A 14,354-nucleotide genomic window follows, 5' to 3' on the forward strand; every position below is an offset into this window, starting at 1 on the left:
TCAGGCCCCCGTCACGATCGTATAGAACTTGTATGCGAGCAGCGCCACGAGAAAGATCAGGTAGAGCCGGAGCAGCAGGAGGGCGGCTTTCACCGCCGGGGACATGGTGATCTTGGGATGTGCATACTTCCTGTTGATGGCCACAACCGCAGCCGCGCCGTTTGCAAAGACCGTCTTTAACGGTTCGATGATGCCGTTTTGTATACTGAATGCCATGAACCTTCACCCGCCCTACCCGAACAGTTTCGGGAACAACGTGCTGATGCCGTACAGCGAGGAGACGACGATGATGCACGTGACTATCGTTATATTCGCAATATTGTCAAAGAGGGTATTTTTGTATTTCCCCATGATCTCCTCGTTGTTGAGGAGGATGATCAAAAAGACCATCGCCGCCGGGAGCAGGGTGACCGCGACGACCTGGACAAAGAGCGTGATGAGCACGAGGGGCGCCCCGGGGATCAGGACGACACTGGCCGCGGTCACGAGTCCGAAGAAGTAAAAGAGGTAGAACCAGATGGCTTCCTTTACCTTGTAATTCAGGGAATGTGCCCACCCGAATACCTCGCCAAATGCCCACGAGCTCGTGAGCGCGATGCAGAGCGCTCCCAAAAACCCTGCGTCAAAGAGGCCGATGGCAAGCAGGGTCCCCACCCACGGGTGCGCGACCATCATGATCGCTGCTGCCTGTGCAGCGCTCTCTACGTCCATGCCGTGGAGCAGCGTCCCGGTCACGATGATGATGAAGACCGCGACAATGACGGTGAACACGGCCCCGACTGCCGTGTCGAATTTTCCCCACGGGATATCCTTCTCCTTCATCTGCTTGTCCACGACCGCGCTCTGCTGGAAGAAGATCATCCAGGGTGCAATCGTCGTCCCGATGTTTGCCATTAAAAAGAAGAACAACTCCCCGTTAAATCCGCCCGGGAAATTGGGGATGACGCCGTTATGGAGAACCTGGTCTACCGAAGGGTGCACCAGGAATGCCGCGGGAATGTAGATGAGGTTGACGAGGCAGAGCGCCATCGTGATCTTTTCCCAGGTCCAGTACCGGCCGGAGATGACAATTGCCATCATGATGGCAACAACGATAATGACGGTGAGCAACGGGGGAATGCCGAATATGGAGAGCCCGGCGGTCATGCCGATAAATTCTGTCACGAGGGTCAGCCAGTTCACGAGACTCAGGTCGAGAAGGGAGAACCAGCCCCAGAATGACCCGAAGGCGGAAAAGATCGCCTCGGCATGGCCGTGCTTGGTCACGGCCCCCAGCCGTACGGTCATCTCCTGGACAAAATAGGCGACGGGCCCGAGCAGGATCAAAAACCAGATAAGGTTGTACCCGAACTTTGCCCCGGTCGCGGCGTACGTGGTGATACCACCGGCATCGTTGTCCGCAATCATGACGATAAGACCGGGACCGGCCAGCAACAGGTATATCTGGATGGTCTTGATTATTCTCCGGTAGTTAAAATAGAACCTCGATAAAAAATCCATAACTCACCTACGAACTCATGGTTTTATTCAGTGCATTGTGTCAGTCATCCCCCCATTCGATCCGAATGGCAGTTGAAAGGTGCGGGCATAACCCCTGCTCCCCTGATGTCTAATTGATGGACGCCGGGCTCATATAATAATATCGCTTCAGACGGGCGTTTTTTTGGTTTTTGGGATTATATCGGCCATTAATTTTTTGCATTGGCGCAATTTTGCCGCTTTTACGCAAACGAAAACCAGATCGGGCGATTTAAAACCAAAATACTCCCGGTGAAGCGGCAGCGTGCACCTGCCCGCCCGCGGGCCTGCTGGCCGCGTGCATTGAAGCATAATAAGGTACAACAAGATACACTTATACAAGGAATATCATAGCGGGAAAAATCCATCCCTCCGTTTTTAAAAAAAACAGGGGATTGTTGTCGAGGTGCGCTTGAAATGCTTGAAATCAGGTTTGTACGGGCAAGCCCGGAGATCGTGAAAGCCGACCTGCTCAAACGAAATACTCCGGAAAAGATCGCGTGGGTTGACGAAATCCTGGCAAAAGATGCACGTTCCCGCGAGCTGAAAGTACAGACCGACGAGCTGCGGCGCCGGAGAAACACCATTGCCCGGGAGATCAACGAGGCGCGCAAAGCGGGCAAAGACCCGGCGCCGCTGATGGCAGAAGCGGCCGATCTCCCGCAAAAGATTAAGAACAACGACACCGAGCAGGATGCGATAACAAGCCTCATCCGCACACGGCTCATGCGCCTCCCCAACATCCTGCACGAGAGCGTACCGCAGGGAAACGACGATACCGCAAACGTGGAGATCCGGCGCGTCGGCGCACTACGCACGTTCGATTTCGAGGTTAAAAACCACGGGCAGCTGGCCGCCGACCGGGGCTGGGCGGATTTCGAACGGGCGGCCAAAATCTCCGGCGCCGGGTTCTATTTCCTGAAAGGCAGTCTCGTCCTCCTGGATCTCGTGCTCCAGCGCTTTGCTCTCGATCTTCTCGAAAAGAGAGGGTTCATGCCGGTCATCCCGCCGTTCATGATCAACCGCAGCTCGTACGAGGGGGTGACCGATCTCGACGATTTCGAGAAGGTCATGTATAAAATCGATGGCGACGATGCGTACCTGATAGCGACGAGCGAGCACCCGATCGCCGCAATGTACCAGGACGAGATCTTCGAGGAAAAAGACCTGCCGCTGCGCCTTTGCGGCCTCTCGCCCTGTTTCCGGAGGGAGATCGGGGCGCACGGTCTGGATACAAAAGGACTCTTCCGCGTCCACCAGTTCACGAAGATCGAACAGTTCGTCTTCTGCAAACCCGAAGACTCGTGGCAGATCCACGAGGAACTGCTGGCAAATGCCGAAGAGGTCTTTACAAAGCTGAATCTCCCCTACCATGTGGTCAATATCTGCACCGGGGATATCGGGACAGTCGCCGCAAAAAAGTACGATATCGAGGCATGGATGCCCCGGGAAAACGCGTACAGGGAGGTCGTCTCCTGCTCCAACTGCACCTCGTACCAGGCAGCAAGCCTCAATATCCGGGTGCGGGACAAGGAGAACTTCGAATCCAAGCAGCTCGTCCATACCCTCAACTCCACGGCGATTGCAACATCGAGGGCGCTGCGGTGCATCCTTGAGAACTACCAGAACAAGGACGGATCGGTGACGGTCCCGGAGGTGCTCCGGCCCTATATGAACGACCGTGAGTACCTCTGAGTTCGCTTCTCTTTTACCCCTCTTTTATTATCAAAAATAAAAATACCTGATAAATACTTATTTGTCAAAGGCAATGCAAGAGTATAGTAGAGAACGTGGTAATTATGGGCTATCCCGATCTGAAAAGCGATGAGTCCATTGTTCTTACGGCACAGCATGTCAAGGTAAAATCCGTGCCGTTCGAACTGGTGCTCACAAATCGTCGTCTTATTATCATCGACAGCGAGAAGAATGTTGTCCCGACACAGCAGATCTCTCTTGTCACCATACGGAACGTTACTGTCGGGGAGAATGCAATCCGCGACCCGGTCATCACGCTTACCATCCTGACCGATACGGCGGATACCCGCGAGATGGCGCTGAGCTTTGTCCGGCAGACTGCCGGCGAGCGCAGGCGCGAGGCTGACGAATGGGTGAAAAGCCTCAAAAAATATGTCGCCGCAGCAGTATCGAACCCGGCGGATGTGGCGACGGATGTGCCGGTCACCGGGGAGGCCAGGCAGGAACACACCGGTACCCCGGGGACAAAAAAGAAGATCGAGATTGCCCGTCCCATAAAAAAGATCACGGTAGACACCAGCCACCTGCCCCCAAAACCGGTCGAGACCACGTCGCTTCCCGAGGGATCTTTCTGCGGCCGGTGCGGGAACCGGATTCCCCCAGGATCGACATTCTGCAACCGGTGCGGTACCAAAGTGGTCGCCCCGGGAGAGGGTGCGGCAGTTTCTGCTGCACCGGGGCAGATCGCCATGGCCCCCGTTTCCGGGCCGGGTGACCGCAAAGGCCGGCCCATAGAGCAGATCATCCACTCGATCGAACCGCTGATCGAGGACTCGGTGCCCCGCACGGAAGCAGCGCCGGCAGTACCTGAACCCGTACAGGTCCCCCCGGCAGAACCATCGCCTGCGCCCGCGACCCCGGTCGAATCCCCGGCAGATGCTTTTGCAGCCGCGGCTGCAGCCATCGCAGCGACAGGACAGGAGGCACCGGCCATACCGCCCGTCCCCCCGATCCCCCCTGTACCGGAAACACCCCGGAAGAAAAGCAGGAGAACCCTCGCGGTGGCGGTTATTATTATCGTCATCCTCGCGGTTGTGGGCGGGGGATTCGTGCTGATGACAAACCTGAACAAAACTGCTGTCACAACACCGGTCACTACCCCGGTCCCGACTACTGCTACGCCCAAACTGACCGCGACGCCGACCCATGTTCCCACCGCTGTCACAACCATCGCCGTGCCCACGACCGTTCAGGCGGTGATCCCGCAGACCGGCGTCTGGGCCGAGATCACGTACGACAAGACCTACACCGGTCTTGTGGGCGCACCGGGGAACCAGGTGCAGGTAACTGACACCGGCGACCATTTCTACAGGATTCCTACGAGCGACGGGACGGTCGCCATAGCCATCCAGAAATCGGATGGTTCGGGCGACCCGTTGAAGGTCGTTGTCTACAATAACGGCGAAACGGTAAAAACGGCATCGACAACCACGCCGTATGGAAATATCGACGTGCAGTTGGCGCTCGCAACCCCGACCCCGACCCCGACCCTGATCCCTGTGATTACGACAGTTACCGCCCAGTCCCCAACATCCAACGCGACCACATCCAACGTCACAACATCCAATGACCCGAACGCGGTACACCTGACGAGCAGTATGGGGTAACCGTGCACCTGCCTGATATCGTCATGGTGTCCCGTTCGTGCGGGGCGTGAACGACAGGGGAAAAAACCAACAAAGTTTTTTGGGGTTATACCTTTATGATGCGCCGGAACCTGTATGCAGGACTGCTCCTGCTCTGTATGCTCGCGGGTGTGGCAGCCGCATCCGGTTCGACACAGACGTATATTGGCGATACCGTCAGGCTCTCGGGATACTGCTATACCAGCCCGACCGTCTACCTCTTCCTGACCGGGCCAAACCTCCCGGCAAACGGTGTGGCGCTGGACAACATCAACAGCCGGGCTGACCAGGGAGGGTTTACCGAGGTCAGCGTGGATAGTAACGACCAATGGGTTTACAACTGGAACACGGGTTCGCTGGGCGGGAATCTGGACGCCGGTACCTACACGGTCTGGGCGGTCGACGGTCCAAACGACCTGTCCGGTTTAAGCAATGCCGAGTACAGTACGATTTCCGTTACGCTGGGAGTTCCCGGTGTCGGCAGTGTGAGTGCGTCCACATCTCCCGGCAGCACGTTTGCCCCGGTAATAGTCCCGGGCACCCTCAATGTCAGTTCTGTCCCGGACAATGCATCGGTGGTCGTCAACGGGAACTACCAGGGCCGGGCGCCGCTGAGCATCCCCGGCCTTCCTCCCGGCACGTATCTTGTCAATGTTTCCCGGTTCAATTACGATTTGCTCTCCACCACCGCAACTGTCGAGGCAGGTGCGACCACGGAAGTGACTGCCACGCTCCGGCCAAAGACCGGGACCCTTTCCATCAACACAACTCCTGAGGGAGCAAATATAACCCTTGATGGCATGAATGTCGGCCTCTCCCCGGTCACAGAATACGGTGTCTCTGCCGGCAACCACACGGTCAATGCAACGCTTGCGGGATATGTCCCGGTCGAGACCGAAGTGACGGTGATCGCGGATCAGCCGGTCACGAGCACGATTGCGCTCACAAAGCCTGCCTCTTTGATACCGGGGAACCTCACGCCCCTGCCGGTGCCGGTGACGATCGGAGCCTGCGCCGGTGCGGTCCTCCTGTTTGCATTCTTCCGGCCGCGTACCCGGCCATAATATTACGGCTGCCTGCCGGAGGACCATCCCCCCCGGCCGTTTGTTTTTCGTTCTCGAAAAAAAGCCGGTCAACCCGGCCTTCGTTCGCGGTAAGGAAAAATGTGCTCTGGAGAAATCCATGAGCAGGTTGTATGAACGCTTCTTTTTGGGTCTCCGGCACTTTTTGCCTTCGCCCCCGCACGCTTGTGGCATCCCCCGGTTTCTGCGATAGTGCCGCATTACCCGTACTCAGGCAAGCCCCCGGCACAGGCAATACGAGCATCGCATGTGCTTCCTGCACCCCGGGGGGGGGACAGGTGGCGCGAAAAGGGGGGCTCGCACAAATTTAAAAACGGGTTTTCTATAAGAGAGCAGAAAAATGAGATGTGAATTACCCTTTTTACCGGTGGCTGAAGGCCCGGTACAGGAACCAGACCCCGAGAAGGATCAGGAATAGCGCCACGAGGTACGGCCAGAAGTTCAGCGGTGCCCAGATGACGCCGAGGCCGACAATGACGAGGAACGCGCCGATAACGGCAAGGAACCCGCGGGGCCGGGGTGCTTCCTCATCTCCTGCCTGGGCTGATCGTTGCTGTGCAAGTACTGCCGACCCGATGAATCCCAGGCCAAGCCCGATCAGTACGCCGGAGCCCGGGTAACCGGCAAGCATCCCGATCCCGAGCCCCAAAAGGACTCCGGCGGGGATCAGCATGTAGCTGCCGTGCCGGTGGTGCCTGCGTCGTTCCTGACCATACGGTTTCTCATCTGTTGCCATATTCACCCGATGGTTGAGCGGAATGATAAAGAATGTGTTTTGGATACTTGAGTGAACGTTTCCGTATGCCGGGAAAATTACTTTTTGCAAACCTGATGGTGTATGTACCTCCCGGCATAACGAGCCCCGGATCTTCAAAAGAGCGATTCCCGAAATCCGGATCCGGCACCCTCGTATTGCCCGGGTATCCTGCAAAAAAAATTATGGGCCCAGTGGCGACTCGTTCATGCCGAGGAAATTGAGCGCATTTTCCCCGTACTGGACAGGGGCGTAAAGGTACCCGGTATGGGGGAGCCCCTGGAACCGCACGAGCCACGATCCGTTGATCTGCCCGGCCATCTGGACCGAGACTGCGTCCGGTGTCAGGACGTCGCTGGTGCCCACGACAAGCATCACGTCCTTGTGGATGCCGGAGAGACCGGCCCATGACCCGTTCCACACGAGGTTGGCCTGGGCTTCCCGTTGTTCGCCCGGGGTGGCCGCCGGGTCGGCAGCTACCGATTCAATGGTCCCGAGAAGCTTCTGTGTCTGGGGAATACGGACGCTGTAGGTGTTGGAATCCAGGATGAGTTTTCGCACGCGTTCGGGGTGGTCGATTGCCAGCTGCTGGGATATCGAGGACCCCATGGATGCCCCGTACACGTTCATGCTGTCATAGCCAAGGGCGGTCATCATAGCGGCAGCGTCATCCGAGTACAGGGAAATGGTGGGTGTCGCGTTGTTGTCGCTGCTGTATCCCATCCCCCGGTTGTCGTAGGTATAGACATGGTAGTTCGTTGCAAGGATCCCGATGAACGTCTCGTTCCAGTCGTCGATGGTCGCGCCGAACCCTTCGATCATCAGGAGCGGTTCGCCGGACCCGAACTCCCGGTATCCCAGGGTTACCCCGTTTACCTGCGCGTACTTGACAGGTGTCGCATTGAACGATACCGTGGGATTCTGCCCGGCTGCCTGCACTGTTGACAGGCTCGTGGTTGAATTGCTTATACACCCGGCCGTGCCGAGGATGCAGATGGTGGCAGCGAGTGCGAGCATTAACAGGAGTGTCTTGTCCATGGAAAATTCCCCTCTTCAATGGACCAGTTCCGGAAACTGTCCTGTTCTCCCTATGGGGCCTGCCCTAAAAATATTTACCGAATTTTTTTTTTAGGGAACGGATGAACGGATTCTCCCGGCTGCGCATGTTTTATTCGTCCCGCCGTAAAATATCCTGAGACCCGTTCATGCACCCGGTGGAAATACTCTCACGTGGTGCGCCTGGGATTTGCGGCCTGCAGTCTTTGCCGCAAAAACAGGGGGACCGTATGGATACAGCGTTTGTCATCATCGCCGGTGAATGGATCGCCTTTATGGCGTTCATTTTTTCCCTTGGGTTCTTGTACGGCGGAAAGACCGAGCGGATATCGAAACAGTATTTCGAGCAGTCGGTCCTGGTTTTTGTCCTTGCCATCGTCGTCCTCACTACGATCCGGCTTTTAGCGCCCGGCCTCCTTATCGTCCGGGTCATTCCCGGCACCGTGCTGACCGGCCTTACCGGAGTTACTCTCACCACTGCCGGCCTTCTCTTTGCCACGTGGGCGCGGATCCATCTCGGGAAATTCTGGAGCAGCATGGTGACGATCAAGAGCGGCCACCATCTCATCAGGACCGGCCCTTACCGGATCGTCCGGAACCCGATGTATGCCGGGATGCTCGCGGCGCTGGTCGGGGCTGCGGTCGCCGTGGGCGAACTGCTGGCGTTTGTCGTTGTCGGTATCATCGTTATCGGAATATGGCTGAAGATAACTGCGGAAGAAGAGATCCTGCAGGAGAAGTTCGGCGAGGAATACACCCGGTTCAGGCGGGAAGTAAAATCCCTGATACCCTATGTCCTGTGAAAGGGGGGAGATCTCCTATGCTTTTCCCGCCAAAATACGCCCGTAAAACCGTCCGATTGACTCGCACAAAAATCCGTGCCCATATATGCCTTTGTTTGCAAAAATACGCCCAAATTGAGCCCCATATAATGCCCTTTAGAGCCCGATATCGGCCCATTACAGGCCACTGTTTTCATCACCCGCCAATTACCCATCCGGGTCCCGAAACGGGCCTCAAAACGCGTCTATGAGATCTTTTTAATTCGTCCGATTGCCAAAATACGGCCTATTTGGGGGTATTTTTAAACGGAGCCCGATACGGGCTTCTTTTGTGCACGTTAAGGGGCAAACGGAGCTCGATTTGGGCCCGGATGGGGGTAGGTGTGGATCACAGTTTAGGGCGTTTGCCGGGACTGGACGGCGGAGGTGGTGCCAAAAAAGATCAACGAAGAAAAAGGACTTTTCACATCATAACGTTCTTCAAGAACCGATTTGTATATCGGCGTTTGAAAAATCGCAGAATGGGAATAACAAATATTCCGACTATTAATGCTGATCCAAATAGAGGGACAAATAAAATCGAAACCATTTTTGATACCACATCTACATTTTGGGAATACATCGGAGAGAATGAAACCATTATTCCTCCTATGAAAAAAAGTATCCAAAACAGTAGCAAAAATCCCCCTTTTATTTTATCGAAGTAATGTATTGGAATGAGTTTTAGCACTATATCATATTGCTTTCTTTTGATCTGATATTTTTCAAAATATGTGTGTAATTTTAGACTACCCTCATCATGTACGAGTAAGGATTTACTATCGTACTGAGTGGCAAATAATACTTTTAAAATTTGGTCATTGCCCTGAAAGGTTTCATAAATAGCATTGATGTTTTCTGGAGTTAATTTGTCCATTTTTTGAATAGTTATTGTGGCGATTGCTTTTTCTCTGATATTGTTTAAAATGTTATGAGTAAAGATTTTATCCAAATTTTCTTTCGTCAAATCCTGTGAAACCAATATTTTTTCAACAATGTGCGGAGGGATTTTGTTTTTGTCCTTTTCAACTATTGATAAAAGATAATTCATGTTATTTGAAGAAAAATTTAGATAATTAATATCATCTTCTATTTGTTTTGTGGGCATTGAACCAGATTATCTAAAAATTTTCTGGTTTTTTTATCTGTATCAAAGAATTTTTTAAATAGTGCTGTATTCGTTCCGATTAATTCAACCATTGCGAAGAGTCCAATAATCCCTAATGTAATCATAGGCGTTGTTAGATCCCATTTCAACAAACCATTAAATCCAAAAATAAATGATAGGAAGAGAAATAGTATTGATGCATCGATGAATCGTGGTGTAATATTAACTGAAGTGCGACTGAATATTGTTAATAGCGATTGCTTAAATTTGAATTGATCAAGAAATAACTGGATAATTGAATTTTGCTCGTTGAGGACCAGATTTAAGGATTTTTTGGAGTCTTCCGAAGGATCCGCCATCAATTGATACTGTGTGATAATCTTTATTTTATAACTATTTATTCAATGAAGACATATCCAGTTCATTGACTCATAATATGAGATGATCTCACATGTCTCGTCAAAGTTCCACCCCTCATAACGGAGCCAACCTTGGATTTGAATCCGAGTGCTGGAAAATGGCAGATAAACTCCGCAACAATATGGATGCTGCTGAGTACAAGCATGTGGTTCTCGGCCTTATTTTTTTAAAATATATCTCGGATGCGTTTGCTGAACGTCACAAGCAGCTCGAATACGAACTGGGGGATTCTTCGAGCAAGTGGTACGTTCGGGAGCCCGATATGCGGTACATGGCGCTTGAGGATCCGGATGAGTACCGGGCTGAGCGTGTCTTCTGGGTTCCCAAAGAGGCCCGGTGGTCTTTCCTTTTAGCGAACGCAAAACAGCCCACCATCGGGAAACTCATCGACGATGCCATGATCGCAATTGAGCGTGATAATCCACAGTTGAAAGGTGTTCTTCCTAAGGATTACTCACGACCGGCACTCGATAAACAACGCCTTGGAGAACTCATCGACCTTATCGGACGGATCGGAATGGGAGATAAGGAGAGCCGTTCGAAAGATATTCTCGGGCGGGTCTACGAATATTTCCTCTCACAGTTCGCAAGTGCTGAAGGCAAGAAAGGCGGTCAGTTTTATACGCCCCGGTGCGTTGTTGAAGTTCTCGTTACCATGCTCGCACCGTATAAGGGGCGAGTATTTGATCCCTGCTGCGGGTCCGGAGGGATGTTCGTCCAGAGTGAGAAGTTTGTTGAGGCGCACGGGGGGAAAATCGGCGATATCAGCATTTACGGTCAGGAGTCCAACCCCACGACCTGGCGTCTCGCAAAGATGAATCTTGCAATCCGTGGGATCGATAACGATCTTGGAAAAGAACATGCAGACAGCTTTCACCGCGACATGCACCCTGACCTGAAAGCAGATTTCATTCTTGCCAATCCGCCGTTCAACATGAGTGACTGGGGAGGTGACCGGCTCCGGCAGGATGTGCGGTGGAAGTTTGGTGTGCCACCAGCGAACAATGCAAACTTTGCCTGGGTTCAGCATTTTATCCACCATCTTGCACCTACGGGAATTGCCGGTTTTGTTCTCGCCAACGGTTCGATGTCGAGCAACACCTCAAATGAAGGTGAAATCCGGAAAAATATAATCGAGGCGGACCTCGTAGACTGCATGGTGGCGATGCCCGGGCAGCTGTTTTATTCCACCCAGATCCCCGTCTGCCTCTGGTTCGTTTCCCGTGACAAAAAGAATCATAAATTCAAAAACCGGCAGGGAAAAATTCTCTTCATCGATGCCCGGAAACTTGGCGTGCTGAAAGACCGTGTTCACTGGGAACTCACCCCAGAAGATGTCGCTAAGATCGCGGATACCTACCATGCATGGCGGGGTGACGAGGGGGCCGGAGAATATGCCGATGTCCCCGGGTTCTGCATGAGTGCACCGATTGAAAAGGTCCGGGAAAATAATTTCGTTCTCACGCCGGGCCGGTATGTTGGCGCAGAAGTTGTTGAGGACGACGGGGAACCCTTCGATGAGAAGATGAAACGGCTGACGGGCACGCTCCATGACCAGCTTGTGGAATCCCACGTGCTTGAATCAGAGATACGGCAGAATCTCAAGGGGCTCGGCTATGAAATTTGACCGCACAAAAGCGTACAACGAACTTCCACCTCTTCCCCCACCCATTGATCTGGAATCAAAGACGGTTCTGAAAAAATGTGTGGGTGCTCACCGTGCTCTTGCCTCTTTGAAAAGTGCGGGGAATCTCATCCCTAATCAGGATATTCTCATCAACGCTCTTCCTCTTCGGGAAGCACAGGACAGTTCAGAAATTGAAAACATCGTCACGACCGGCGATAAACTCTACAAGGCAGCAATTCTCCCGCCCGGGGCCGCAATTGATCCTCAAACCAAAGAGGTCCTCCGCTATCGGACGGCTCTCCGCAGGGGTTACGATCTGCTTAAGGATCAACCCCTGTCAATGGCGATGCTCAGGCAGGTCTGTGAAGGTCTGCTCGATCACGAAGTGCAGTTTCGGCAGGGTTCCGGTACTCAGCTCGGGAATAAGGCGATGGGAGTTGTAGTCTATACGCCCCCGGACGGGGGGGATATCCTTTTAGAGAAACTGAACCTTCTCGGGGATTACATACGAAAACCGGATGATAACGAACTGGATCCCCTCATTCGTCTGGCGCTGATACACTACCAGTTTGAAACAATTCATCCTTTTGAAGATGGTAATGGAAGGACCGGCCGGATTTTTAATATTCTTTATCTCGTCGAACAAGGCCTGCTTGATATTCCCGTTTTATATCTCAGTCACTACATCATCGAGCACAAGAAAGATTATTACCGGTTATTGCGTGATGTGACGGAAAAGCAGGAATGGGAACCCTGGGTGCTCTTCATGCTATCAGCAGTTGAGGCGACATCGATGAGGACTTACCAGCGCATCCTTGAGATCCGCCGCCTGCTGGAAGAAACAACTACGCTGTGCCGGACAAGCCTTCCCAAACAGATTTATTCGAAGGAACTTGTCGAGCTGATTTTTGTCCAGCCCTATTGTAAAATTCAGTTTGTCGTCGATGCGGAAATTTCACAAAGGCAGACCGCAGCAGATTATCTGAAGGCCATGGAAGAGATCGGCGTTTTAAAGTCCGAGAAGGTGGGTCGGGAGAAATTATTCAGCAACCCTGCACTCCTAAAAATACTCAAGGAGCCGTAACAACATGTCGATATTTTTTAATATTTTCGACAATTCTGGGCGATGTGTCGATTGGTTCGACATGTTGAAATTATTTGATATTTTCGACAGGTCCGGGAGAAGTGTCGATTCGATCGACAGGTCGTAGAGAGGAAAACCATGGTAAACGAAGAAAAATCCCAGGACATTAAAGAGGACCCCCTCCCCCCCCCCAAAAAAATACGCCCGTAAAACCGTCCGATTATATCACTCAAAAATAAAATCTCAGATTTTCCCCCATTTGCCAAAATACGCCCAAATTGAACTCCATATAATGCCCATTAACGCTTAATATCGGCCCATTACAGGCCACTGTTTTCATCCCCAACCGAAACCCAATCCAAGCCAGAAACGCCCCTCAAACGCGTCTATGAGATCTTTTTAATTTGTCCGATTGCCAAAATACGGCTGATTTGGGGTTGTTTTTAAACGGAGCCCGATATGGGCTTCTTTTGGGAGTGGGGGAGGGGAATCGGAGCTCGATTTGGGCCCGGATTAGGTTAAGTGAGGATCGCAATTCAGGGCGTTTGCCGGGACTGGATTGCGGATGTAGTGCCAAAAATGATTGACGAAAAAAAAGACTTTTCACATCATAACGTTCTTCAGGAACCGATTTGTATATCGGCGTTTGAAAAATCGCAAAATGGGAATAACAAATATTCCGACAATTAATGCCGATCCGAATAGCGGGATAAAGAAAATCGAAAACAATTTTGAGACTGCATCTACATTTTGGGAATACTTCGGAGAGAATGAAACCATTGTTCCCCCTATAAAAAAAAGTATCCAAAACAATTGCAAAAATCCTGCCGGTTGTCATGATAACCGGACTGCATATATATTCCCCTTAGCCCGGCATATAGCCGGGCCAAGGGATTTTTCAGACCTCCCGGGCCAGAGGACGCCCCCGTATGCAATCGACTCCTGCCGCACAGGCACCTGAATGGCTGCACGGGTACCTGCAGGGAAAAGTATCACCGGGGAACAGGCACACGTCACAGGAATCATAAACGAAGGGTTAAGACAAGAGACAAAGAGATCAATGCACTGCCTCATCTGGTCGATCTCACAAATGTCCTGCCCGAACCGGTGAAACTATGGGTGCATGATGCACGTGAGCAGCGTCCGTATGCGTCAGGTAATTCAGGTTACGTGGAAATTATGGTGAACGCTGAAGAAACAAACAGGAACAATATCTTCCTTATGGACCAGACCGCAAACCCGGCGCCGCTCGGGCTCTGCGCATTCGGAACAACGACCATTCTTTTAAGCCTCTGGAATGCCGGGGTCATCGGCATCACCAGTCCGATCTTTGCCATGGCAATTTTCTACGGCGGCCTTGCCCAGATCATTGCCGGCCTCATGGAATGGAAGAAGAACAACAACTTCGGGTTTCTGACCTTCGTGAGTTTCGGGTTCTTCTGGATGACCTTTGCCGGCGTCCTCATGCTGCCGGTTCTCGGCCTTGCCAAGGCACCGGGGCCAG

14 protein-coding genes are annotated in these 14,354 nt (G+C 52.6%); 8 read left to right on the plus strand and 6 right to left on the minus strand.

Annotation, left to right across the window (positions count from 1 at the left end; genetic code table 11):
- Positions 1–216, minus strand: a complete 216-nt coding sequence (locus ACLQMU_RS07190) for a hypothetical protein (RefSeq protein ID WP_422148955.1) — start codon at positions 214–216, stop codon at positions 1–3.
- 15 nt (positions 217–231) lie between these two features.
- Complete coding sequence (locus tag ACLQMU_RS07195) at positions 232–1,500, minus strand: NRAMP family divalent metal transporter (RefSeq protein ID WP_422148954.1); 1,269 nt, start codon at positions 1,498–1,500, stop codon at positions 232–234.
- A 435-nt stretch (positions 1,501–1,935) separates the two neighbouring features.
- Here ACLQMU_RS07195 and serS point away from each other — a divergent pair, with 435 nt between their 5' ends.
- From serS to ACLQMU_RS07210, 3 genes are all read left to right on the plus strand, one after another.
- Positions 1,936–3,213 carry a serine--tRNA ligase gene (serS, locus tag ACLQMU_RS07200; RefSeq protein ID WP_424040732.1) on the plus strand — a complete coding sequence of 426 codons (1,278 nt, stop codon included), beginning with the start codon at positions 1,936–1,938 and terminating at the stop codon, positions 3,211–3,213.
- Between the two features lie 104 nt (positions 3,214–3,317).
- A complete protein-coding gene (locus tag ACLQMU_RS07205) occupies positions 3,318–4,880 on the plus strand; it encodes a zinc ribbon domain-containing protein (protein ID WP_422148952.1) in 1,563 nt (520 codons plus the stop codon).
- Between the two features lie 95 nt (positions 4,881–4,975).
- Complete coding sequence (locus ACLQMU_RS07210; protein ID WP_422148951.1) at positions 4,976–5,962, plus strand: PEGA domain-containing protein; 987 nt, start codon at positions 4,976–4,978, stop codon at positions 5,960–5,962.
- 379 nt (positions 5,963–6,341) lie between these two features.
- Here ACLQMU_RS07210 and ACLQMU_RS07215 read toward each other — a convergent pair whose 3' ends face one another.
- The gene (locus ACLQMU_RS07215) at positions 6,342–6,716 is read right to left on the minus strand and encodes a hypothetical protein (protein ID WP_422148665.1); all 375 of its coding nucleotides are present in this window, start codon (positions 6,714–6,716) and stop codon (positions 6,342–6,344) included.
- A gap of 201 nt (positions 6,717–6,917) precedes the next feature.
- A complete protein-coding gene (locus ACLQMU_RS07220; RefSeq protein WP_422148666.1) occupies positions 6,918–7,772 on the minus strand; it encodes an alpha/beta fold hydrolase in 855 nt (284 codons plus the stop codon).
- 248 nt (positions 7,773–8,020) lie between these two features.
- On the opposite strand from ACLQMU_RS07220, the gene ACLQMU_RS07225 reads away from it, so the two are divergent.
- Positions 8,021–8,593 (plus strand): methyltransferase family protein, encoded by a 573-nt coding sequence (locus tag ACLQMU_RS07225; RefSeq protein WP_422148667.1) that lies wholly within the window; start codon positions 8,021–8,023, stop codon positions 8,591–8,593.
- Positions 8,594–9,035: 442 nt separating this feature from the next.
- Here the strand turns inward: ACLQMU_RS07225 and ACLQMU_RS07230 are convergent, their stop codons facing one another.
- Both ACLQMU_RS07230 and ACLQMU_RS07235 read right to left on the minus strand, forming a co-directional pair.
- Positions 9,036–9,662: a hypothetical protein gene (locus ACLQMU_RS07230; RefSeq protein ID WP_422148668.1), complete on the minus strand. Its 627-nt coding sequence runs from the start codon at positions 9,660–9,662 to the stop codon at positions 9,036–9,038.
- 38 nt (positions 9,663–9,700) lie between these two features.
- Positions 9,701–10,078, minus strand: a complete 378-nt coding sequence (locus ACLQMU_RS07235; RefSeq protein WP_422148669.1) for a hypothetical protein — start codon at positions 10,076–10,078, stop codon at positions 9,701–9,703.
- Between the two features lie 92 nt (positions 10,079–10,170).
- Here ACLQMU_RS07235 and ACLQMU_RS07240 point away from each other — a divergent pair, with 92 nt between their 5' ends.
- The 4 genes from ACLQMU_RS07240 to ACLQMU_RS07255 form a co-directional block, all read left to right on the plus strand.
- A complete protein-coding gene (locus ACLQMU_RS07240; protein WP_424039582.1) occupies positions 10,171–11,766 on the plus strand; it encodes a class I SAM-dependent DNA methyltransferase in 1,596 nt (531 codons plus the stop codon).
- Positions 11,756–12,850 carry a Fic family protein gene (locus ACLQMU_RS07245; RefSeq protein WP_443673632.1) on the plus strand — a complete coding sequence of 365 codons (1,095 nt, stop codon included), beginning with the start codon at positions 11,756–11,758 and terminating at the stop codon, positions 12,848–12,850. The genes ACLQMU_RS07240 and ACLQMU_RS07245 overlap by 11 nt, the downstream gene beginning before the upstream one ends.
- 661 nt (positions 12,851–13,511) lie before the next feature.
- Complete coding sequence (locus ACLQMU_RS07250; protein WP_422148893.1) at positions 13,512–13,811, plus strand: hypothetical protein; 300 nt, start codon at positions 13,512–13,514, stop codon at positions 13,809–13,811.
- A 218-nt stretch (positions 13,812–14,029) separates the two neighbouring features.
- Positions 14,030–14,354: acetate uptake transporter (locus tag ACLQMU_RS07255; protein WP_443673633.1), on the plus strand; the 325-nt coding region annotated here is incomplete at its 3' end.

This window comes from Methanoregula sp., assembly GCF_052325125.1.
Taxonomy (GTDB): domain Archaea; phylum Halobacteriota; class Methanomicrobia; order Methanomicrobiales; family Methanospirillaceae; genus Methanoregula.